The following is a 22,092-nucleotide window of genomic DNA, read 5'->3' on the forward strand; positions in this document are numbered from 1 at the left end:
AATATAGAAATAAAAACTAATATAATTAGTTTTTATTTCTATATTTTTTAGCAAAATCATAAAGAATTGATACGAAGAACTTTCAATTTAATAGCGGGCGATTGGATTAATTTATAGCACCTATAGCCTAAACAAAAAGGTCCACCTATAAACGTTGATATGAAAAGACGAACCATCAAAACGATCATATTCTGAGTTAGGCTGCCCCTAAAGCGAACGGCTAATATCTACAACATTAAAAATTTGGTCAACATCATCTAGACTTACTTCAAAATCCGGGTATCTTGTTTTATCAGTATTTAGCGAACGAAGGGTAAGAATTCCGTTATTGACATCATGATGAGCAATTTCTTTGATAATGACTCCTTCATATTTATGTACAACAACCCAATAACGATATTTGTGGGTATGAAATTTTGATTGCCATAACTCCCTTTTAATCAAACGTCCCGTCACAATATCGCCGTCCAATACACTTGCATCGGTTCCATCGGTCATACTATCACCACTAACTTCAAAAGAACGATAGGCACCTTTATGGAACTCATTGACCGTAATAAAATGTGCCGGTAAATCGTCCATATATTCAGCATCAGAAAAGCCTGACAAATACCCCGCTTTAGCTTTCTCTGTCACAAGTTTTGTCTGCATCAAATATCGTCCTGGGGAAACTTCAAAAAATATATTATTCTTATTTTCGTCAATAAACTTGACGTCCTCCGAAAAATACCCTATTGACTTACCGTTACCAATACTAAGCATTGCTATCGTGTCGGGGTGCATTAAAGGAGTTATCTCCACTCTTTCACCTTTTCCATACACCAACCAGTCATACTGAACCTGAGGAAAAGCCGCTTGAATACGTGTTTTCATCGTAAGTCCAATAGGATACTCTCCTTTTTTAATACGCGAGTACACCTGTTCGCGTACCCCCAATAAAGACGCGAATTCACGGTTAGTAACACGCATCTCCAAGCGTAAAACTTCAAAGTTATTATTTGGATAAGTTTCCATAGTCGATCGGGTATTTAACAAATGTTACACAAATATATAACAATCTGACACTAAGTTACACAACTTATTAAACCTAAACAAACAGACAATCAAAATAAAACAATAAAAACCTAATTACCAATAAATTATAGTTAAACAAATAAGTTTATATTTCCATATAAAAAGTAAAAATAAGCTTCGAATAAACTTGTTTGATTAACAAATTTGTTTAACTTTGTTTAACATCAATAGACTATATTAAATTCATAGAATAGACGGACAGGGTAGTAAGTAAATTAGCTATTCACTGGATTTGCAATTAGCGAGACTAGAATCAGTTCATACTTAAAGATAAAAAGAAAATGGAACAGCTCATGACACAACATCCTAGACAGCACATTGTTTACGCAGTAGATTATCATCAACGACAAAAACACAACAGTAATTTAAAAAAAGAAGAAAGCAGTACAATAACCGACAAAAATAGCTCACAAGGTATGAACTCACTATATTATTCATTCATCATGAGTTTCTTGAAAGAAAATCATCCTGAAATACTAAAATCCATCGATAAGATATATGAATCTGACCTTTCCAAAATCAGTCAAGTAATTGACTGCTATTGTCAATTTGTGGGTATACCTTCTCAACAGATTATGGGTGAATATATCAATTATAAGGATATTCAGCATCGTTACAAAGCTATCGCCGTTGTTCTACGTATTTTTCAGCCGGAAAAATTAGATAATCTGAAAACAAAAGTAAAAAGTAGCATATATAAGGAACTTGGCCCTTATTTAAAAATAAATAATGACACATTACAGAAATCTATCATCTGTGCTTGTAATCAATTTGACCTCTATCGTGATTTCAAAAAGGAAATTAAACAGATTGCCAATTATTACCTTATTGACAGGCATTTCGATGGGGTTTAGTATTATTTGTACAATCACACCTGCTCTGCTAATTCGGCAATTCTGCCCGGTTCCAAAAATATAGTCCTTGAATTTTAAATACTCAAGGACTATTTTGTGTTTCTTATCTGAATTTCATTAAAAATAATAGTAACATTTTTTAATCGGAAACTACCAAGACTCAACAAACTTACGTTTCTTTATCCACCAAATAATAAAACCGACCAATACACCGCAACCCATTAAAAAATAAAGAAGGCTTGACACCGCTGGTTTTGAAACCTCTTTTGATTGTGCTTTGCGTAGCTCCATTTTCGTTTCAATTTGTTGACGACTTTCTACCTTCTGAGCTTTCCAATTGGTATCGAACCCACTCTCAAGCTGCAGCTTTTCAGAATAATGCTCCTTTTTAGTATAGACTTTTCCCTTACGTAGCTGAACAGCACCATCCTGCATAATCTGGATCCCTTCACCTTCAATTTGCATCACATATTCATCTGTTACCAAAACCTCTTTATCTGATCGAACAATTTGTATATGTTCCGTGTTCTGTGCTATAGTAGCATAATTGGTATTTTTCTCTTTGACACCAAACTCTTGTGATCCCTTGGTTTTCTCAACCTTTCTAAACAAACCGCAGCTGCTAACCAGTAGCAGCATTGCGATTATCTGTAGTGTATTCTTCATTTTTAACGCGCTTTAATTCAATCTGTAACCTATTATGAAGTTTCATGAGATCATCATATTTCACTTGCAAATCCGCTAAGGTCTTAGCGCAAGACGTACGTTCGTCATTTGCCAAACGTAACCCTTCATTAAGATCTTCGATGATCGTCCGTAATTGCTCAATATCTTTCTCTAATCTATTGGCATATCCTTCCCATTTTTCAATTACCTTTCCGGCATTCTCAACATTTGTTGCCTCCACTTCAGCTTGCTGCTTGGGCCTTCCAACAAAATACCCCCCTACAGCTGTCACTACAGGGATAATCAATTTCTCCAAAATCTCAAGTAATTCCATTATAACTTCCTTTTGTTAACGGTTTAAATTTTTCCCAGGGAAACTGTATCCCTGGATCCTCCTTTCTTCCAGGCGCAATATCCGAATGCCCCAAAATCTCCCGAATTGAATAAGTACGGACAATTGTTTTACACACAGCTATCGCAACATTGATCTGTTTTTCGGTGTAGCTCTCCGTACCCTTATTTTGCAATTCAATTCCAATGCTACAATTATTCAAATCTCTTTGACCGGCCCAGGTACTAAGGCCCGCATGCCAACATTTAATATTAAAAGGGGCCAATTGCGTTATAACACCATCACGACTGATATGAAGATGGGCGGAGACCTTGCTCCGGGAATCAGTCATCCAATCAATTGCACTCGTTGCATTGGATGCACCATCGTAGTGCATAATAATATAAACGGGTTTAATAATTCCACCTTTGTTTGGTGTATCTCTATAGGCAACACCGATCAATTTGTTTTCTTTAATTTCCATATCACGAACTTTTTTTATGACTTAACCTGTTTCTACGCTAAAAAAATTACCATTGTGTATTAAAAAAGGGAAACACACTTTATCAATCGTTATTTAGCTTCTATTTTTATACAAAGTTAAGTGTGATCCTTTGTCGCAGAACGGACTATTAGCTGGATGTAAGCGGTAGGTTACAGATACCGAATATTACACAAAATTTTCTTCGGTGTACGCGTTCACCAAAAGTGAATTTAACAGGACTAACTCTTCATAGTCCCCTCAAAAGCAGACAATAACACAACAAAATATTACTAAAATTTATGAGGGAACATGTTATCAAGACCGTGATATCATTGTCAAGCCATATCACCACAGACCTCACATCATTGACGAGGCATCAAACATTTCTTGTGCTGCTTTGTTATTTGTTTGTTATAGCATAGGATGAGTTATACCGTGAAGGCTAGGAAGTTGGTTCGCCTAGCCTTTTTTGACGAATAAAAACAACATATCTGACTGATCCGCCCCTCGCAATGACATAATCATTTTTTACAGAGGTTTCAATTTACACGATATTGCTTCCATGGCCCTGCCGACAATACCATTTACAGTACCATCACAAATCTAGTTGACATAAATCCTACGATTTTTTATTAAATTCGTAGGAGAGAAATCTAAATTCAATAGATTATATGTTACAACCAAAAATGAGATTGATTGACATCGTCATTTAACTTTACATGCGTGAATCTTGATTTATAATACAATGAACAAGTTTGCTTTATTAGTTGGAAACGACATTAATAATATTTCACCAGGAATAAGCTGGAGTGATTTACTACACAACATCAAAGAAAAGTATAAAGTCAGCTCATTAGAAAATGGACAAAAACCTTTTCCTATGTTGTATGAGGAAATATTCCTTAACGCAATTCGAGAAAAACATATTAATGAAAGAGAACTCAAAACCTATATATCGGATTGCGTCTCTCAAATCAATCAAAACGAAATACACCAATTAATTCGGGATCTTTCGATCGAAAACATAATCACCACTAACTATGAATTCAGCTTAGAAGGAGAAATCGCCACAGCAAATACCGGCTTAATCCGGGAAACGACCTACAGTGTATTTCGTAAACACCAAATCGGCAACACGAGCTATTGGCATATACACGGTGACTGCCTAAATCCATCTTCCATTAATCTAGGTTATGAACATTACTGTGGCCAATTGCAAAAAATGAGGGATTATGTGGTTAATGGGACAAATTATAATTCGCAAACGGTCTACAAGGCTGCACTAATTAAAAGATTAAGCCGAAAAAAGGATACTAAACTCCAATCCTGGATTGATTTATTTTTCACGCAGGATATCCACATTCTAGGTCTATCGCTTGATTTTGTAGAAATAGACCTTTGGTGGCTGCTAACCTATCGCGCCAGAAATAAGTATTATAGACGAAGCGCATTTATTGAAAATCAACTCTTTTATTATACAACTAAAAAATGGTATGCACTCTCCAAAGATAAAATGCAATTACTTCAAGCAAACGATGTTGAAATTGTCATTATTGACGAAACCAATAAAACTAAATACTACAAGAAAGTCCTCGCAGGCATAAAAAATAGATATAAGCTACCCAGCAAAATATTAAGTTGAACCATACAGCAATTCATAGATTTTCAGCTTGTTATCATGTCATTAATAGAAAAAGAATTTCGCGCTGCCAAACTAAACAAATTTACATTAAGCATTGAAAGCTAGGTGAATCGTCCAAAATCTGAACAGCAAGCTAATTAGACACATTATCCACTAGTTTATTTCATCTAACGAGCCCCAAATAATGAGACATCCTTACGCAACCGTTATTTCATGCTGAAAACGATTGGCGACCAAAGTCAGTGAAACTACACAATCAGGCCTTTACCAACTGATGGTTCAAACAGGGGGATAAAGCCGGGAACAGCCTTCATCGACACAGGTCAAAAAGACACTTATAAATCAGAAAACCAAATATTTACAACATATAAAGTATTTTATTAAATTGATTTTGAGAAATAAAAAAAATAAATCATTTTTGCTATCATTTAGCTAAGATTAACAGGAAAAGTAAAACCGTAAGGGATTATCATTCATATTTTATTTTTATTGATCTATATGTCATTTAAAAGAATTACCTATTTCTTTTTGGGACTTTTATTATTTATTGGTTGTAAAAGAGATATTCATCCAGGAATTATACCACCGGATCCAGAAGTCATTGAAAAAGATAAATTACCCATACCTACAGGTTTCACAAGCGACCTCGGTTCAATAAAAATCAATACAACTGCCAATGCAAACCAACCCGGCGAAGAGCTGCCAGGCTGGATACGCGATATCTCTGGGAATAGTGCGAGTTATTGCCACCCAGATGTTGAATATTTCCATACCGGTTTTAAAGGATACAAATATTGGATGGTATTTACGCCATATTTTGGCATAATAGGGTCAGACCGTACCGCATCACTCTATGAAAATCCGACTGTGGTAGTTTCTAATGATGGAAGAGAATGGATCACTCCGGCAGGATTAATAAATCCTATTCAACGACGTCCGGCACTAGAAGATTCTTTCATCCAAAAGGATGGCAGCCCCAATCAAGGTTACTGGTCCGATGTAGACTGGAATTTCAACGGTGAGGAATTCGAACTATATTATAGAGGTTGCTTTTTCTCAAGCAAAATTTTAAAAAAATGGGGTGCCAAAAGCGCAAACAACAATAAAAAATTAAATGAAGAAGCTGAACGTGTTATTGTAAGGCAGACATCAAAAAATGGGGTTGACTGGACACCGCTGGAACTCGTGTATAATAGTAATGAACCAACATCTTTCCAAGATAACCATATCCTTTCACCAACATTTGTGAGAAATTCGACAAACCTAACGACGAGTTACGAAGTGGATTTCATGCCAAGCTACAAAGCACCAATTATGACGAATATCCTATCGCGTATTTCTACAAATGGCTTAGATTTTACCGTTTATCGCGACAGTAAGAAAGTTGAATTTATGAACAAACCTTGGCTAGAATTCAACAAGGGATATTCGACTTGGCATCTGCAAGGTTCCTATATTGATGGATATTATTTTTTATGTCTGGCAATTGGAAACGTAGATCGGTTTACCTCAGATATGAATTATCTGGCCTATTCAAAGGATGGTCTACACTTTCGCGTCTTCGAAAAACCTTTAGCTACGGCCAATGTATACCGCTCTTCTGTATTCCCAAAGACCTCTTCCTCAAAAAACATTGAATTTGGTGCTGTAATTGGTTATAAGTCTGGAGCCTTTGGCTATCGTGAATTCACCATCAACAAACAGGTACTGGAAGATGGTTTAAAATAAAACACCTATATTTAGGTTCAAAATCATTTCGATGGAGTTATTTCCCACAATAGATATTCAAGAATTTAGAAAAGACCAGCTTGCAGGTAATCAAGGATATTTATACTCGGAATTGCGTGGTGAACATCATATAGCGCGTCCACATCAACATCACTTTTTTTTATTGGTTCTTTTTGACCAAGCAGAAGGTGTCCATACGATTGATTTTAAAGATTATCACATTGATCGGCATCAAATCCATATCCTGTTTCCAAAACAAGTTCATAGCTGGAAATTAGGGGCCAATACAACTGGTTTCCAATTGATGGTTGATAGAGCATACTTCGAGAAATTTTCACCTAATTTCCATTTTTCATTCGCTTACTATCAACGTAATCCTGTTATCTCACTTTCCAACGAAACATTTGCTCTACTTTATTATGAATTTAATGCGATAAGAAAAGAACTTGAGGCCCACAATTGCGTTCCTGCTATTATCTATTCTCGCACAGCTGTGATCGCATCGATACTAAGCAAAGAGGTACAAAAGGTAGTCCAAAATGAACAAAATAATGAATCAAATCCACGTCTCTTAAAGTTACAGGAGTTAATTGATATCCATTTTCGGCATGAGAAGTCGGTATCTTTCTATGCGAAAGAACTTAATATATCCACCCCGCACCTTACTAAAATCTGCCGTCAAAAGCTCGAAGTATCTCCAAGCCAGCTCATTCAGCAACGAACTATCTTGGAAGCAAAGCGATTGTTAAAAGCAACCGATCTATCTATCAAAGAAATTTCGTTCAAACTTGGTTTCGTCGACTCTCCTTACTTCTCCAATTTCTTCAAACAACATACAGGTCTGAATCCAAAGCAATTTAGAACGGACTGAGGTTCGCCAATACCTAGCATAATTTAAATTTTGCTCCAATACTTCTCCGTTAAAAATAAACAGCAAGACCATTTGCGAAACAAAAACTTGTTATTTTCACATAAAAATACCATTATCAATGATTTCTGAATTTATTAACCTTGTAGTGGACGTAACTCTTTTCATCTTTGGCCAAGGTTCCAGTAACGAACGGCCAGAGAAAGAAAAAATAATTTCAAATTTGTGCCTCTCTTTGACGCTAGTTACTGCTTTGGTTGTTACGCTACTTCGCCACAGTCGGATTGCACCAGTTGATGTCTTTTGGATTATACCTGTTAGTTTATTAACGGGTTTCATCCTACTTTTTATCCCGCTTCGACTACGCTGGATAGCACCATGGAGAATCCGACATACATCAAAGCTTCTCTTAGTTTTTCCTGCTTAGTTTGGATTGCAATTCCTATTTTTATCTTTTGACTTTAACGCGCTAAAAATGGCAATAAAAGATATTAAAATTGTAAAAACTGAAATTCTATCAGACAACTGGTACACTTTAAAAAAAGTGACTTATCAATACAGCAAACCCGATGGCACGGTACAGCAACAAAGCCGAGAAGCTTATGATCGTGGCAATGGAGCTGTCATTTTACTCTATAATACCAGTACTCAAACAGTCATATTAACAAGACAATTTCGAATACCCACCTACATCAACGGAAATGAGTCAGGCATGCTTATCGAAGCTTGTGCAGGTCTTCTTGATCAAGATTCTCCCCACGACTGTATACGAAGGGAAACAGAAGAAGAAACAGGCTATCAGATCAAGGAAGCAAAAAAGATCTTTGAAGCTTATATGTCTCCAGGTTCTGTAACTGAAATTCTACATTTTTTTATAGCAGAATACACGAATAACATGAAAGTTGGCGATGGCGGTGGTTTAGAAGAAGAGGAAGAGCATATTGAAATTCTAGAAATCAATATCGAAGAAGCACTACATATGATTGATACAGGTGAAATCAAAGATGGAAAAACCATTATGCTACTACAATATATTCGATTAAAAAATATACTGTAGACGCCTAATTTAGATGATAAGAGGCTAGTGATTAACTTTCTCAAAGATAAACTTTGGGTCTTGGAAATTGATGGTTGAAGGTATATAATGTGGAATTCCCATATACACTTGCTCCGTACCTGTACCTAAAATATACAGAGACCCTTTTTTTAATAAAGCAAAGGGTCTTCTTTTTTTCTGTCCCCAGCCAAATGGCGTATAATAATAGTCCCCAAGTAAAGTGTCTTTTTGGATATTGCCGCGAATGTCTCCCGAATCAATCTCACCTCCAGGTCTATAAAAGAACAATTTACCATGAAAACGGCTCTCAAAAAGATTAAGATCCAAACGGGCACTGTCACGTTCACTATGAGCCATATAACTCAATACTTTAGTATCTCGCCTCCCCTCTTCACAGCTTATCAACAGCAGAGTCGAAAAAATAAAATAAACAGCAATCGAATATAAACGCATTTTTCTTTTGATCTACGATAATTAATCCCGTCTCAAGATAAACACAAAATTCAACAATATACAAGGAATTTGACATAAGATGCTTTTTCCAAATTTGATTTACTTAGATTCTCTATATAATCAAACTTAATGCGAACTACACTTTATCAAATCTTTTATTTTCTTCCTTCCATTCAACATAGTTCGCTTTTAAGCAGTGCCCACAAGGGCGATATTGATGTTTTAGCGCTTCTTGCTCAGTGGAAAAAAAGACCCTGTTCTCCCGCTTCATCCGTTTTCCCGAAATACAGCAAAGCAATCCATAAATTTTTAGTTTTTCATTGCCTCCTAAGCGAATTTCTCCCGTTCGAATCTTGGCGTGCAATGAAGCATCTGATATATTTTTATGCCATTCCATTGTGCGGGTTTTATCTCTCGGCGTCGTGAAAAATAATACCCAACGCATGGCGTTCACCTCTCGTAACTTCACTCACCCCGTGTTTCATATTAACCCTAAAATATCCGATTCGTCCTTTCTCAGGCCTAAAATTTGTTGCAAATAGGACGAGATCTCCCTTTTGGGGTTTCAAAACAATAGCCTTTGACTGCGCTCGAGGTATTTGTTGCGTTAGGACAAATTCGCCCCCTGTAAAATCTATTTCTGGCTCGTTCAACATAAACACCGCTTGCATCGGAAAATAGACTTCTCCATATAAGTCCTGATGTAGGGTATTGAAACCTCCTTGACTATATTTCAAAATCAATACTGTTGCCTGTTCCTGTCCTTTCAAGCGGCAATCCGTCAAAAGGTCTTCATGCTTCATCGAAAACGACTTATCGACTTTCAGCGCGCGAAACCAAGCATTAGCAATGACGGCCAAATGAGGATAAAGTTGAGATCGAATCGTTTGAATCAACTCAGGTAATGGGTAGTCAAAATATTTGTACTCTCCTAATCCGAATCGATGCCTCTCCATAACGACAGTTTTGCGGAAGAGCCTCGAATCGTAATACCCGTCTTTTAATAGATCGCATTGTAAATCTGTTAATAGATTTGGAATGACCACATAACCATGTTTATGCATTTCCTCTGTAATCGCAGACCAATTTAGATTTTCTATGTTTTGAATGACATTTTCCATAGCACGAATCTCCATATTATAGTCCTGCCAAAAAATCCGAAATATGCTAATATGATGTATAATAAAAGGAACGCGAACATTTATCGCTCAAGACAATCCATATCACAAAAAAAAGGACTAAATACAGGCTGGTGTATTTAATCCTTTTTTGATTTCATATCGTATAAAAACTAGCTATTTCCAACATTATTTACGATTTTTTCTGCCAAAGCTTTAAGCTGAAGCATATCAGCATAGTCGAGCTTGAGGGCTTCAAAAATCTGCATGGGAACACAGCTCGCCTTTTCCTTTAATTGCAATCCTTGTGCTGTAAGCTGTATTTTAACCACACGTTCATCTTCTTTGCTTCGTGTTCGTGTAAGCAACGATTTACTCTCCAAACGCTTTAGCAATGGGGTGAGTGTCCCATTGTCGAGGTATAGTTTTCCACCAAGCTGATTTACGGTTTGTCCGTCGTTTTCCCATAGTGCCATCATCGTGATATACTGCGGATAAGTCAAATCAATCTCTTCGAGAATCGCGCGATAGCGCTGCATAATTTCCCTATGCAGTACGTATACGGAAAAGCAGAGTTGTTTGTCTAATTTTAATAAATCATCCATATTGCAAATATATTGAGTTTTCGAGGGATTGAAAAGTTGTTTACGGCTTATTTGAATTCAACAACAAACTCATCCTTAGGAACTCGAACCTTCTTCATTGACGAAATCCAATCTCTCGAAGAGTCCGCCACACCAACATACATTAACGAGACACTTTTTAATCCATGTTTCTCCAATTGCAATACCGTATCCACCACATGGTTATCGAAGCCTTCTGCAGGGGTAGAATCGACACGAAGTTCAGCTGCCTGAGCCAAAGCCAAACCTAAGGCTATATAAGTCTGTCTTGCCGTGTGCGCAAAATTTCTTTCCGCAGCTTCATTCAGATAAATTGACTTTAACTTCTCGGTATAGGAACCAAAACGTCCACGAGGTAGTTCTCGTTCATCCGTTGTAAAATCATAAACTTTATCAATACGTTCTTCCGTATAACGATCCCATGCAGCGAAAACAAGCACATGTGAACATTCACGCATACAGTCTGGATTTAGTGCTCCCTTTGCCAATTCTTCTTTCAATGCCTGATTTTCAACAATCAATATCTTAAATGGCTGTAAGCCCGAGGAAGTTGGTGCAAAACGAGCAGCCTCAACGATTTTATCTACATTTTCCTGACTAACTTTTTTTGTAGGATCGTATGCTTTCACAGCATGACGCCATTTTAAATCTTCTAGTAGTGACATATAATTATTTAATTATTTTAAGAAAATCATGGATAATATTGCCAACAGTGCAGGAACTCCTTGTACAAAAAATATCTTTTTGCTCGCTGTGATTCCACCAAAAACCCCAGCCACGAGGATACAGCCTAGAAAAAACAGGCGTACATTTCCACTCCAGACCGGATCATTGATAAAAAAGGACCAAGCTAAACCCGCAACTAAAAAACCATTGTATAAGCCTTGATTTGCGGCAAGCCCTTTAGTGGGTTTGAAAAGATCAGCAGGAAGAGCCCTGCCAAAACTACGTTTTCCTGCAGTTTCCCAGACAAACATTTCCATCCATACAATGTATACATGTTCTAAAAGTACGAGCGCTGTCAGCACATTAGCCAAGTTATTCATCTATTATTCGTTAGTTGATACCGTCAATTTAACATCTATATTACCCCTTGTTGCATTTGAGTAGGGACAAACTTGATGTGCTTTTTCAATCAATTGCTGGGCGACTTCCAAACTCACTCCCGGAATATTTGCATGTAATTCTGCAGCCAACCCAAAACCGCCATTATCCAATTGTCCAATACTCACATGTGCAGTTACCGAAGTCTCTCCAGTTTTTACTTTTTCTGACCTAATAACCAAATTCAAGGCACTATCAAAACACGCAGCATAACCTGCAGCAAAAAGCATCTCTGGATTAGCATAATCGTCATTTGCTCCACCAAGACCTTTAGGCATGCGAACCGCTAAATCCAGTACACCATTTTCACTTTTTACTTGACCGTTTCGTCCTCCTTTGGCTGTCGCGCCGATGTTATATAACGTTTTCATATTTCAATTTGTTTTGTTTGCACAAATGTAGGATAAGAAATTATATTGTGCAAAATATAATATTGCAATTTACATTTAAATGAGAATAGCAAAATATCAAAAACATGACTGCGTGTATCGAATGCAATCTAAAACCAGTACATTTAATTATTGCAAATCGGGTTTAAATGAAAACAACTTCCATTGAACAGTTTTATCAGGAGATCAATGCGAGCATCCCAAAGGAGATCGCAAGAGAGATTGGTCATTTTAATGTATTCAGCTTTGAGGAACTTGCAGCTAAATTAAAAGATAAACCGATCATGCCCTACAATAAGCGTACCTACTATAAAATAAGCTTAATCACAGGGAAAAACACGGCTGAATATGCCGACAAAGTGATCGAAATCGATGAATCGGCACTTGTATTTGCTACCCCAAAAGTTCCTTACCATTGGATACCGAAAGATGAGCATCAAAAGGGTTATTTCTGCGTTTTCACCGATGAATTTCTAACCCGAAATAAAAGTGGTGTTAACATAGATGATCTCCCTATCTTTCAACCGGGCGGCCTTCCGATTTTTCAATTATCAGAAGAACAACGTATTGAAATAGAGGAAATTTTTCTAAAAATGAATAAAGAGCTATCTTCAGATTACGTCTTTAAATATGATCTAATGCGAAATTATGTACTGGAAATTATCCACTATGGGCAAAAACTCCAGCCAAAGAGTATAACGAATCCAACATCTAATGCCTCAAATAGAATCACATCTCTATTTATAGAATTGCTAGAAAGACAATTTCCCATTGAATCTCCAATGCAACGTCTACAACTACGGACAGCTAATGATTTTGCGGAACGACTTGCCATACATGTCAACCACCTGAATAAAATTTTAAAGGAAAATACGGGAAAAACAACCAGCCATGTCATTGCAGCCAGAGTCACACAGGAGGCAAAAATTTTACTGCGACAAACCGATTGGAATGTATCTGAGATTGCTTATTCACTTGGCTTTGAGGAGATCGCTCATTTTTCCAATTTTTTCAAGAAGCAAACCGGCTCTGCCCCAAACATTTTTCGTTCTCAATCGTTATAATTTGAATTTCGCAAATATCCATTTGCATTTCGCAAGGAAAAGTTCAACTTTTCGGAGGATCTTTGTGCTGTTGGATCTTTAAAACAAATTAAAATGGCTACAAATAAAATAGCATTGGTAACAGGCGGAAGCCGTGGTTTAGGTAGAAACATGGCTGTTAGCCTCGCAAAAAAAGGAATCGATGTCATGCTAACCTACAATAGCAATCAGGAGGAAGCAGATCATGTGGTTGCCACGATACAATCTTTAGGTCAGCATGCAGCTGCATTCCAATTGGATGCAGGTAATGTGAAGTCCTTTAATGGCTTTATTGAACGAGTTACGCAACATTTAATACAACAAACGGGGCAGTCTAATTTTGATTTTCTGATCAATAATGCCGGAACCGCCTTATATGCACCCTTTATAGAAACCACAGAAGAACAATTTGATACAGCTTATAACATCCATTATAAAGGGGTATTTTTTCTCACGCAGAAAGCTCTTCCCTATTTGAATGATGGCGGACGTATTATCAATATTTCTTCTGGTCTCGCACGTTTTGCATTTCCGGGATCATCTGCCTATGGCTCGATGAAAGGAGCAATCGAGGTACTGACGAGGTATCTTGCCAAAGAACTCGGTCCTCGCGGTATTGCAGCAAACGTTGTTGCTCCCGGTGCGATCGAGACTGATTTTGGTGGCGGGCATGTGCGGGATAACAAAGAAACAAATGCGCATATTGCAGCTGTTACAGCTTTAGGACGCGCTGGTGTACCTGACGATATCGGCGGGGTGGTTGCCTTCCTTTGTACCGAAGACGCAAGATGGATCAACGGACAACGCATTGAGGTATCGGGCGGGATGAACCTTTAGTGGCATACTACCCAAATAAGCACATAGCTGAGGCTATTAGCTATGTGCTTATTTAACCGTATTTCTTCACCAATTTCAACCAATTACTCCCCTTTTAGCACAAAAATTATAATGCTATCATCATTTTCTTCCTTACCTCATAAATTGTACGTTGACTGATTACCCGAATGATTATGTTTGATATCTTGGTAACAATGACTTTATACAAAAAAAGGAAAGTCTTATTAACAAGAGATTAACCAAAGATGAAGAATAGGAAAATTGTATGTAAATTGGAATTAGAAAATCAATACCAATTCTTCCTATAGCTGTAACGTGTAAATAATGGCAAAGGGCAGGAAAAAACTAATCATTGGAAAATTTTAACACAAAATGGAAAGACGTATATTTCTTGCAGATAGACTTCGCGAAGTTTTTTTGAATGGACGTTGGATTGCCAATACCAACTATCAGGAACAACTATTGGATACGACCTGGGAACAGGCCATATTCAAAATAAGTAATCTGAATTCTATCGCTGCCCTAACCTATCATATCAATTATTACCTCGAGGGATTACTTATGGCATTTGAGCATGGAAAATTGGAAATCAGCGATAAATACAGCTTTGATATCCCGCCTATCCGATCCAAAGCCGATTGGAATGCGCTAGTAGATCGATTCCTAAAAAACGCAGCAACATTTGCCGACGGCATTGCCCAATTTGAAGAAAACCTCTTCGATCAGCCATTTATTGATAAAAAGTATGGATCTTACCTCAGAAATATCGAAGCTGTAATCGAACATAGCTATTATCACCTTGGTCAGATTTCACTGATCAAAAAGTTAATTCTTCAATCGGAATAAATTGTTATTTCGCTAGTACAGCGAGTTCCTGTTTCACTTTCTCTCGGTATTCCAAACCCCAACTGACCAAAGATTCGGTGACGGGGAACACACTTTTACCATAGGCCGTAATTTTATAAAACACTTTTACGGGGTCTTCACTTGGCTGGCGGGCGACTAACAAGTTTAATTCAAGGTCTCGAAGTTCTTTTGTCAACACTTTTGCAGAAATTCCCTGAATCTCCCGTTCCATTTTTTTGAAATGGATTTCCTGCAACTCCCGATTAGCTAAATAACGCAATATCATCAATTTCCACTTTCCACCCAAAATATCCAGCGCATCACGCATAGCGCGCAATTCTTCTGTACAACTCGCCTCCCGTATTTGATTTCCGTCCAAAACTTGTCCCATATTGATTTCTAACGACTAGTTACCACTTGTTAACTACCAACAAATATATAGCAAACGAAAGGTAGATTTGTCATATTAACTAGGTAAGATGTAAAATCTATGGATGCAGCGTAAATTATTTCCAATTTGATTTTTCACCCCTTAAAATAGATAGAGTTATGAACGCCGTTATATTAGATCAAGACAATCAATTGATAAATGCCGAAGTTACTCTTCCTCAAATGAAGCCCAACGAGGTGAAAATTAAAATAATAGCTTCCGCAATTAATCCCATAGACTACCAGATGCGTGAAAATGAATTTGAACGGCGTTATTTATATTCCCCCATACTGGGTAGAGAAGGGGCAGGAATTATTACAGATAAAGGTTCAGAAGTAAGTGAATATACAATTGGAGATGCTGTGTTTTTTGCCTGTGGTAGCATGGGCAGCAACGGGACCTATGCAGCATACATTCATTTACCAGCCGGCCTCGTTGCCCCTAAACCAAAAAATATTTCTTTTGAGCAAGCAGCAGCACTTCCTACCGCTGGTATCACCGCATTGCAGGTTTTCGACCGAGCAGCAATTAATCCGCAAGATCATATTTTCCTAACCGGCGCGTCTGGAGGCGTGGGTCTTTTTGTATTAAAATTACTCCTGGCTAACGGCATTAAAAATATCGTTGCAACAGCAGGAAGTATGGGCAGTATTGAAAAATTACGCCAACTAGGACTGCAAAAAGACAGTATCATCAATTATCGAAAAGAGAATTTAACGGAAATAATCAAGCTTAAAAGTAATCAGCAAGGTATTGACGTCGCTATCGATGCGGTGGGGCAGCATCTCTCGGAAGTTGCCGCCGCAGTATTAAAACCCTATGGAACTTATATCGACATCACACATTTTACGACCGCGGCAGCAAGAGACCAACTATTTAGTTCGGCCGCACAGATCATCAATATATCCAACTTTATCCACGCGCAAAAACTAAATTATCCCTATTTCAAAAATGGGCTGAATCGGATCAGACACAATATTGAGCAAGAAATTATTCAACCCGCCCCTATTTATCTTATTGGTAAACTAAGCCCCGAAACAATAGAAAAAGGGCATTTAATATTGAAAAACAACCAGACCAAAGGCAATAAATTAATTATACAAAATCAATGAGAACTATACCTAGACGAATCGTGACAGGCATACGTGCCGGCAAATCCTTTATCGAAGCGGATGCATTGGTCGATAATGTATCGGAGCACTATCCCAATCTCGTTATTTCCGATATCTGGCAAACCAGTCAAATGCCGGCCAAGTTTGAGAAAGAGCATCCCATAGAAAACACTGCTATACCCCAAGTCATCAAAAATGGCACGTACTTCCGCTATGTACAGATCCCACCCGATCGGGAACTTGGTATAGAAACAGCGATTGGCATCCCTCATCCCCTCATGCATCAGACAGCAAGTTTAGATTACATCGTTATTCTTTCAGGAGAGATTTACTTGATTACAGACACAGAAGAAACGCTTTTACAAGCCGGCGATATTGTCATCCAACGCGGCACCAATCATGCATGGAGCAATCGCTCCGATCAAATGTGCCTGCAATTGGCAATTCTAATCGATGCGAATTAAAAATCTACCTATTGCTCAATCGGCAAACTAAACATAGCGTCGATTGAATCACATCGAATTTATTTTGCATGAACACCGCAATTTTTCTAAGTTTGGACTTCATGATAGCAGCATATTTTCGGTCTTTGCGTCTGTTTGAGGAAGAAGAGATCAATCAGATTGTTCAGCTTTTTGAATACAGAAAGCTGAACAAAAACGACTTTTTTGTTAAAGAGAATCAACCTTGTCATGAGGTTGCATTTATACAATCAGGGATCTTCCGTTCTTATTATAGCAGTGCAAACAAGGAAGATATTACCTATTGTTTCCGCTTTCCCAATACTTGGATAGCGGCCTACTCCTCCTTTATTACCGGCGGGCCGAGTACGGAGACCATGCAGGCCATCACCCCTGCCGAACTATGGACGATCAAAAAAAACACCATTGATACACGCGCTACAAATAGCCTAAAATGGACAAAGTACCTTAAAATGATTGCCGAGGAACAATATCTTGAGCTTGAAAAACGCGTCTTTCAACTGCAAAAAGAAACCGCATCACAACGTTATGCCAATTTGCTCAAAGATCATCCTGAGTTTATCAAACAGCTTCCTTTACAATATCTTGCTTCCTATTTAGGCATCACACAACGTCATTTAAGTCGTATTCGCAGTGAAATTTCTTTTTAGACATTTGTCCTATAAAGACGGTGGCTCTATCGGTATTTTTGTAATGTAATACGACATCATGCGGAAAAAAATACTGATTATCAATGGTCACCCGAATCGGGAATCCTTCAATTGTGGCATTGCAAATACTTATCAAGAAGCTGCGGTAGCGTCCGGAGCTACAGTACGAACAATCCATATTATTGACCTGGACTTCAATCCAAACCTTGAATTTGGTTATCGTAAACGAACAGAACTGGAACAGGACCTACTTCTTGCCTGGGAAGACATCTTATGGGCCGATCATTTGGTCTGGATACATCCCGTTTGGTGGGGCGGTCTTCCTGCCCTGATGAAGGGCTTTATCGATAGATTATTTTTACCTGGACGGGCCTTCCAATACCGCGAAAATTCTCTTTTTTGGGACAAATTACTCAAAGGAAAATCTGCCCGGATCATTACAACACTCGATCAACCAAGTTGGTATTATGCATTAGTTTACGGCAGACCAAGTGTTAATCAACTCAAAAGATCCACCCTTCAATTTTGTGGAATATCGCCGGTTAAAGTCACCTATATCGGAATTATCAAAACTTCCGATCCTATTAAACGGAATAAATGGCTACAAAAAGTACAACGGTTGGGACACAAACAAGCTTAGGCGCAATCCAAACGCATTAAGACTGCTGGCCAAATGATAATGAGGAGCACTTTTTGCCAAATGGCAATTGTCCTCCGCTTTGCAAGCCCTAGCTTTGACCATAAATTCAAGACAAACGCAATATGGACATTCTAATTGGGCTCCAATGGGGAGACGAGGGTAAAGGAAAATTCATTGATCTGATCGGCAGCGACTATGACATTATCGCTCGATTTAATGGAGGCGCGAATGCCGGACATAGTATTTATTATCAAGGTAACAAAATTACGCTTAAACTACTCCCATCGGGAATTTTTTCGTCGCATGTCAAAAACATTATTGGCACCGGTGTGGTGGTTGACCCATTAGCATTCAAAGCGGAAATTGAAGAACTAGCGCACATTATGCCAGATCAAGATCTCTTCAATAGGATTTTGATATCCCAAAAAGCGCATCTCGTTTTACCTACCCATCGTTATTGGGATATCTATATGGAACAGTCCCCATTGTATCGCACGATAGGAACGACCAAAAATGGAATTGCACCAAGCTATTCCAATAAAATACTAAGACAGAACCTTCGTGTTGGTGATATTCACTCGGATAGTTTTAATACGGACGTACATCAAATTTTAATCCGCCAATACAATGAACTACAGCTTCTCGGACAAGAAATGCCTGCATTCGAAGAGCTCTACCACGATTTTATTCAAGGATGCACTTCGTTAAAGCAAGTGTCAATTATAGATACTGAAATCTTTCTTAACAAGGCGATCCAAGATGGCAAGAAGGTATTGGCGGAAGGGGCGCAGGCAACCCTACTTGACATCGACCATGGAAGTTATCCCTATGTGACCTCATCAAATACGATTGCCTCCGCAGCCTGTGTAAGCTTGGGCGTGTCGCCTAAACTGGTGGACAAAATATATGGCGTTACAAAAGCCTATTGCACCCGTGTGGGTAATGGCATTTTCCCAACCGAGATCACAGGACAAGCTGCCAATGATTTACGGGAAAAAGGAGCTGAATTCGGTTCCAATACCAAGCGTCCCCGTCGTGTCGGCTGGCTGGATCTTCCAGCATTAAAATATGCCATCATGTTAAATGGAGTCACTCAGCTTGTTCTTACGAAAGCCGACATCTTAAACGAAATGGCTGCCATCCCCGTCTGTACACATTATGAAATAGATGAACAAAAAATTTCCTTAGCATTTCCCCAATCCGCTGAACAAGAAATTAAACCGATCTGGAAATATTTAAAAGGTTGGAATACCGATTTCTCTAATATCAAGCAGGCAAAGTTACTTCCAGAAACCTTGGGTGCATTTATCTCCTTTTTAGAAGAAGAATTACAAGTTCCCATAAAGTATCTTTCAACAGGACCTCAACGTGAAGAATTGATTAACTTAGCGAAGTAATATACAGGTAACATGGAGCAATTACTGGAATACATCCGAAAATTTGGACAGCTCGATTTACGAGAAGAGAACTTAATTCGACAGGCATTCGAAAAAAAGCATATTCCAAAGTCAAGCTATTTTGTCGCTTGCGGTAAAGTAAACAATAGCATTGCTTTTGTGGAATCGGGGGTATTCCGTTCGCTCTATTACAACAGTAAAGGCGATGATTTTACACGTTATTTTATTTATGAAGGTCGTTTTATTGGAGATCTTCAGAGCTTCTTGGATCGAACACCGTCCAATGACTATATAGAATCCCTCACAGATACCGAGATCTGGAGCCTTGATTTTGACAATTTTACGCTCCTTGAAAAGGAAATTAAAGTTTGGCCATTGTTAATGGCCAAACTTTATGGTTTTGTAGTGGAAAGTAAGCTAAAAACGGCAAATACCATGATGAATCTCGATGCCAAAGACCGTTACCTCCTGTTCTTAAAGCTTTACCCTGGTTTGGCCAATCGTGTTCCATTAGCCATGTTAGCATCCTATTTAGGGATTACCGCATCATCCCTGAGCCGGATTCGGAAAAATATCTAATCCCCTCGCAGCATCTAAATTAAATCGCGCCCCCTAATGCATTAGTCACACGAATACGAATCCTTTCGATCAACTCCGATCATTGCGATAAAACCTTAGCCCCGAACCAACTTACCAACGATAAAGCAGTCTTGTTGTGAAGACATTATCTTTCAAATCAGCAGAAAAGTTTGGTAAACTTGTGGTTTCGTTTGTTACATGCTCATTATATACGGTCAATTTTATCCTATTGTTAATCTGATAAGCAAGACCATAGCCCAGCGTACTAAACTTAACATCTCCGTCGGCCGTAAAATTATCGGGCATGCCGATTGTCATGCCACTTGCTTTAGTATTTGGATCATAGACGTCATACGCTAATAGCGCAGTTATACCGGTCTTAGCAATCTCTTGCGTAAACCAAAGGTAATATCCGTTAAATTTCCGCTGATAAAGGTCTGTTGTCGGTTGGGTCGTAAAACTTCTGCTTGCGTAAGGTCCTTTGATATCGGCACCACCCGCTACCCCTGGCTGATCACCAGCAACATATTCTGTTTTAAAGCTGGACTTTCCTAAGCTACTATCAAATTCCAACTGTAAATTGGCGCCATAATAATTCCGACCGATCGCCCTGCCTTCATTCTCGTCGCTGGTATGTGCTGTATAACCATTGCTATTGGGCGTATAATAAGTTTTCGTATCATTACGAACCGAACCTTTATAGAATGAGCCACCAAATCCCAAATGAAGTTTTTTATCCGCTAGGCTATCAAATTTAAAAGCAAGATTACCGATGAGATCTTTTTTGGAATCATAATCCTTAGCCGAATGGCCACTACCATTCACTAAGGCTAAATCTAGGTTTAAGAATTTAACTTTACCTCCAGGATGATAACTTACCATCCCTCCAAGATCACGTTCGCGTGGCATCAGAGTCTGGAATACACGTGCCCGTTCCGGAAAATCACGATAGCCGGATGAGTACACAATAGAGTATCCAAAAGGTCTATTGAAAAGACCCGCCGTTAAACTTAGGCCTTTTTGACTTGGGTGACGCAATTGAATAAAAGCGTCCATCAGTTGTACACCGTCTTGAGTAGCGTCCAATTGAAAGACAATACTAGAGTACGTATCCACGCGGTCAATTTTAAGACGCCCTCTGCGGATCATAAATCTGTTATCCGAATTCTTTGAAAAATCACCACCCGAAAAGGAAGTAATTCCGGGAGATTGCGCCTTCTGAAACTGTGTCTGGAGGTATCCTGTAATCTTGATATCATGTGGATCATAGCTGGAGGGCGCATTGTTATTTTGCGCAAGCGCTAGGACAGGACCTATCAGGGCTAAGAGTAAAAGTGCTTTTTTCATGAGAATTTTAAATAAATTATCTTTTTCGCTTGTGATGATATGATACGAGTAGAATCATTTTTCCATCTTCTATTCCATCATCTTTCAACGGCGTAAAAATAGATTCTCAATATTAAGTTAATATTAATAAATTGTTAGTCTATTAATTTATATCACTTGCGTCCTAAACGTTTAAAAAGTGGCGGTGTTTGGATATAGCAAAGTTGCTATATTTAAATTGCAAAATTATAACCCACCGCCAGGATAAAGTTAAAGGTTTTTAGTCAGATTTTATCTCTTATCGACCGCGAATTAGTGAA

General features: G+C 38.2%; 27 protein-coding genes. 14 read left to right on the forward strand and 13 right to left on the reverse strand.

What is annotated here, in order from left to right; genetic code table 11:
• Positions 1 to 207: 207 nt before the first annotated feature.
• Entirely contained in the window at positions 208 to 1,014 is an 807-nt protein-coding gene (locus B2X72_RS09080) for a LexA family transcriptional regulator (RefSeq protein ID WP_075991372.1), read from the reverse strand.
• Positions 1,015 to 1,355: 341 nt separating this feature from the next.
• On the opposite strand from B2X72_RS09080, the gene B2X72_RS09085 reads away from it, so the two are divergent.
• A complete protein-coding gene (locus B2X72_RS09085; RefSeq protein WP_075991371.1) occupies positions 1,356 to 1,928 on the forward strand; it encodes a hypothetical protein in 573 nt (190 codons plus the stop codon).
• Between the two features lie 150 nt (positions 1,929 to 2,078).
• Here the strand turns inward: B2X72_RS09085 and B2X72_RS09090 are convergent, their stop codons facing one another.
• The 3 genes from B2X72_RS09090 to B2X72_RS09100 are packed head-to-tail and all read right to left on the reverse strand — an operon-like array spanning position 2,079 to position 3,409.
• Entirely contained in the window at positions 2,079 to 2,594 is a 516-nt protein-coding gene (locus tag B2X72_RS09090) for a hypothetical protein (protein ID WP_157625930.1), read from the reverse strand.
• Complete coding sequence (locus B2X72_RS09095) at positions 2,551 to 2,928, reverse strand: hypothetical protein (protein ID WP_145327706.1); 378 nt, start codon at positions 2,926 to 2,928, stop codon at positions 2,551 to 2,553. Before B2X72_RS09095 ends, B2X72_RS09090 begins: the two co-directional genes overlap by 44 nt.
• Positions 2,915 to 3,409, reverse strand: coding sequence for an N-acetylmuramoyl-L-alanine amidase (locus B2X72_RS09100; protein ID WP_075991368.1), 495 nt, complete (start codon positions 3,407 to 3,409; stop codon positions 2,915 to 2,917). The genes B2X72_RS09095 and B2X72_RS09100 overlap by 14 nt, the downstream gene beginning before the upstream one ends.
• 745 nt (positions 3,410 to 4,154) lie before the next feature.
• On the opposite strand from B2X72_RS09100, the gene B2X72_RS09105 reads away from it, so the two are divergent.
• The 4 genes from B2X72_RS09105 (at position 4,155) to nudK (ending at position 8,704) form a co-directional block, all read left to right on the forward strand.
• Complete coding sequence (locus B2X72_RS09105; protein WP_088160493.1) at positions 4,155 to 5,051, forward strand: SIR2 family protein; 897 nt, start codon at positions 4,155 to 4,157, stop codon at positions 5,049 to 5,051.
• Between the two features lie 498 nt (positions 5,052 to 5,549).
• Complete coding sequence (locus B2X72_RS09110) at positions 5,550 to 6,779, forward strand: hypothetical protein (RefSeq protein WP_286849259.1); 1,230 nt, start codon at positions 5,550 to 5,552, stop codon at positions 6,777 to 6,779.
• A 31-nt stretch (positions 6,780 to 6,810) separates the two neighbouring features.
• Positions 6,811 to 7,650 (forward strand): helix-turn-helix domain-containing protein, encoded by an 840-nt coding sequence (locus B2X72_RS09115; RefSeq protein WP_286849262.1) that lies wholly within the window; start codon positions 6,811 to 6,813, stop codon positions 7,648 to 7,650.
• A 472-nt stretch (positions 7,651 to 8,122) separates the two neighbouring features.
• Positions 8,123 to 8,704 (forward strand): GDP-mannose pyrophosphatase NudK, encoded by a 582-nt coding sequence (gene nudK, locus B2X72_RS09120; RefSeq protein ID WP_159729758.1) that lies wholly within the window; start codon positions 8,123 to 8,125, stop codon positions 8,702 to 8,704.
• A 24-nt stretch (positions 8,705 to 8,728) separates the two neighbouring features.
• Here the strand turns inward: nudK and B2X72_RS09125 are convergent, their stop codons facing one another.
• From B2X72_RS09125 to B2X72_RS09155, 7 genes are all read right to left on the reverse strand, one after another.
• Positions 8,729 to 9,061 carry a hypothetical protein gene (locus B2X72_RS09125; RefSeq protein ID WP_146752990.1) on the reverse strand — a complete coding sequence of 111 codons (333 nt, stop codon included), beginning with the start codon at positions 9,059 to 9,061 and terminating at the stop codon, positions 8,729 to 8,731.
• A gap of 232 nt (positions 9,062 to 9,293) precedes the next feature.
• Positions 9,294 to 9,554 carry an Ada metal-binding domain-containing protein gene (locus tag B2X72_RS09130; RefSeq protein WP_286849265.1) on the reverse strand — a complete coding sequence of 87 codons (261 nt, stop codon included), beginning with the start codon at positions 9,552 to 9,554 and terminating at the stop codon, positions 9,294 to 9,296.
• Positions 9,555 to 9,564: 10 nt separating this feature from the next.
• Complete coding sequence (locus B2X72_RS09135; protein WP_286849268.1) at positions 9,565 to 10,278, reverse strand: 2OG-Fe(II) oxygenase; 714 nt, start codon at positions 10,276 to 10,278, stop codon at positions 9,565 to 9,567.
• A 170-nt stretch (positions 10,279 to 10,448) separates the two neighbouring features.
• Positions 10,449 to 10,880 carry a MarR family winged helix-turn-helix transcriptional regulator gene (locus B2X72_RS09140; RefSeq protein WP_075991359.1) on the reverse strand — a complete coding sequence of 144 codons (432 nt, stop codon included), beginning with the start codon at positions 10,878 to 10,880 and terminating at the stop codon, positions 10,449 to 10,451.
• A 47-nt stretch (positions 10,881 to 10,927) separates the two neighbouring features.
• Positions 10,928 to 11,563 (reverse strand): nitroreductase family protein, encoded by a 636-nt coding sequence (locus B2X72_RS09145; protein ID WP_120335416.1) that lies wholly within the window; start codon positions 11,561 to 11,563, stop codon positions 10,928 to 10,930.
• Positions 11,564 to 11,575: 12 nt separating this feature from the next.
• Positions 11,576 to 11,944 (reverse strand): DUF1304 domain-containing protein, encoded by a 369-nt coding sequence (locus B2X72_RS09150; protein ID WP_286849272.1) that lies wholly within the window; start codon positions 11,942 to 11,944, stop codon positions 11,576 to 11,578.
• Between the two features lie 3 nt (positions 11,945 to 11,947).
• The gene (locus tag B2X72_RS09155; RefSeq protein WP_075991356.1) at positions 11,948 to 12,373 is read right to left on the reverse strand and encodes an organic hydroperoxide resistance protein; all 426 of its coding nucleotides are present in this window, start codon (positions 12,371 to 12,373) and stop codon (positions 11,948 to 11,950) included.
• Between the two features lie 167 nt (positions 12,374 to 12,540).
• On the opposite strand from B2X72_RS09155, the gene B2X72_RS09160 reads away from it, so the two are divergent.
• From B2X72_RS09160 to B2X72_RS09170, 3 genes are all read left to right on the forward strand, one after another.
• Positions 12,541 to 13,455 (forward strand): helix-turn-helix domain-containing protein, encoded by a 915-nt coding sequence (locus tag B2X72_RS09160; RefSeq protein WP_286735858.1) that lies wholly within the window; start codon positions 12,541 to 12,543, stop codon positions 13,453 to 13,455.
• Positions 13,456 to 13,548: 93 nt separating this feature from the next.
• Entirely contained in the window at positions 13,549 to 14,310 is a 762-nt protein-coding gene (locus B2X72_RS09165) for an SDR family NAD(P)-dependent oxidoreductase (protein ID WP_145327693.1), read from the forward strand.
• Positions 14,311 to 14,682: 372 nt separating this feature from the next.
• On the forward strand, positions 14,683 to 15,156 hold the full coding sequence (locus tag B2X72_RS09170) for a DinB family protein (RefSeq protein WP_286849274.1): 474 nt from the start codon (positions 14,683 to 14,685) through the stop codon (positions 15,154 to 15,156).
• A gap of 4 nt (positions 15,157 to 15,160) precedes the next feature.
• Here B2X72_RS09170 and B2X72_RS09175 read toward each other — a convergent pair whose 3' ends face one another.
• Positions 15,161 to 15,547 carry a winged helix-turn-helix transcriptional regulator gene (locus tag B2X72_RS09175; RefSeq protein WP_286849276.1) on the reverse strand — a complete coding sequence of 129 codons (387 nt, stop codon included), beginning with the start codon at positions 15,545 to 15,547 and terminating at the stop codon, positions 15,161 to 15,163.
• Between the two features lie 158 nt (positions 15,548 to 15,705).
• Between B2X72_RS09175 and B2X72_RS09180 the strand changes: the two genes are divergently transcribed.
• The 6 genes from B2X72_RS09180 (at position 15,706) to B2X72_RS09205 (ending at position 20,446) form a co-directional block, all read left to right on the forward strand.
• Positions 15,706 to 16,698: an alcohol dehydrogenase catalytic domain-containing protein gene (locus B2X72_RS09180; RefSeq protein ID WP_286849279.1), complete on the forward strand. Its 993-nt coding sequence runs from the start codon at positions 15,706 to 15,708 to the stop codon at positions 16,696 to 16,698.
• Positions 16,695 to 17,162: a cupin domain-containing protein gene (locus B2X72_RS09185; RefSeq protein ID WP_286849280.1), complete on the forward strand. Its 468-nt coding sequence runs from the start codon at positions 16,695 to 16,697 to the stop codon at positions 17,160 to 17,162. Before B2X72_RS09180 ends, B2X72_RS09185 begins: the two co-directional genes overlap by 4 nt.
• Before the next feature lie 68 nt (positions 17,163 to 17,230).
• Positions 17,231 to 17,830 carry a Crp/Fnr family transcriptional regulator gene (locus B2X72_RS09190; RefSeq protein ID WP_286849284.1) on the forward strand — a complete coding sequence of 200 codons (600 nt, stop codon included), beginning with the start codon at positions 17,231 to 17,233 and terminating at the stop codon, positions 17,828 to 17,830.
• Positions 17,831 to 17,888: 58 nt separating this feature from the next.
• Positions 17,889 to 18,470 (forward strand): NAD(P)H-dependent oxidoreductase, encoded by a 582-nt coding sequence (locus B2X72_RS09195; protein ID WP_286849287.1) that lies wholly within the window; start codon positions 17,889 to 17,891, stop codon positions 18,468 to 18,470.
• A gap of 122 nt (positions 18,471 to 18,592) precedes the next feature.
• Positions 18,593 to 19,867, forward strand: coding sequence for an adenylosuccinate synthase (locus B2X72_RS09200; RefSeq protein ID WP_286849289.1), 1,275 nt, complete (start codon positions 18,593 to 18,595; stop codon positions 19,865 to 19,867).
• 12 nt (positions 19,868 to 19,879) lie between these two features.
• A complete protein-coding gene (locus tag B2X72_RS09205) occupies positions 19,880 to 20,446 on the forward strand; it encodes a Crp/Fnr family transcriptional regulator (protein WP_088160474.1) in 567 nt (188 codons plus the stop codon).
• 111 nt (positions 20,447 to 20,557) lie between these two features.
• On the opposite strand, the gene B2X72_RS09210 is transcribed toward B2X72_RS09205, so the two are convergent.
• On the reverse strand, positions 20,558 to 21,793 hold the full coding sequence (locus B2X72_RS09210) for a porin (protein ID WP_286849292.1): 1,236 nt from the start codon (positions 21,791 to 21,793) through the stop codon (positions 20,558 to 20,560).
• Positions 21,794 to 22,092: the final 299 nt, after the last annotated feature.

The organism is Sphingobacterium sp. UBA7253 (assembly GCF_002472745.1).
Taxonomy (GTDB): Bacteria; Bacteroidota; Bacteroidia; order Sphingobacteriales; family Sphingobacteriaceae; genus Sphingobacterium; species Sphingobacterium siyangense.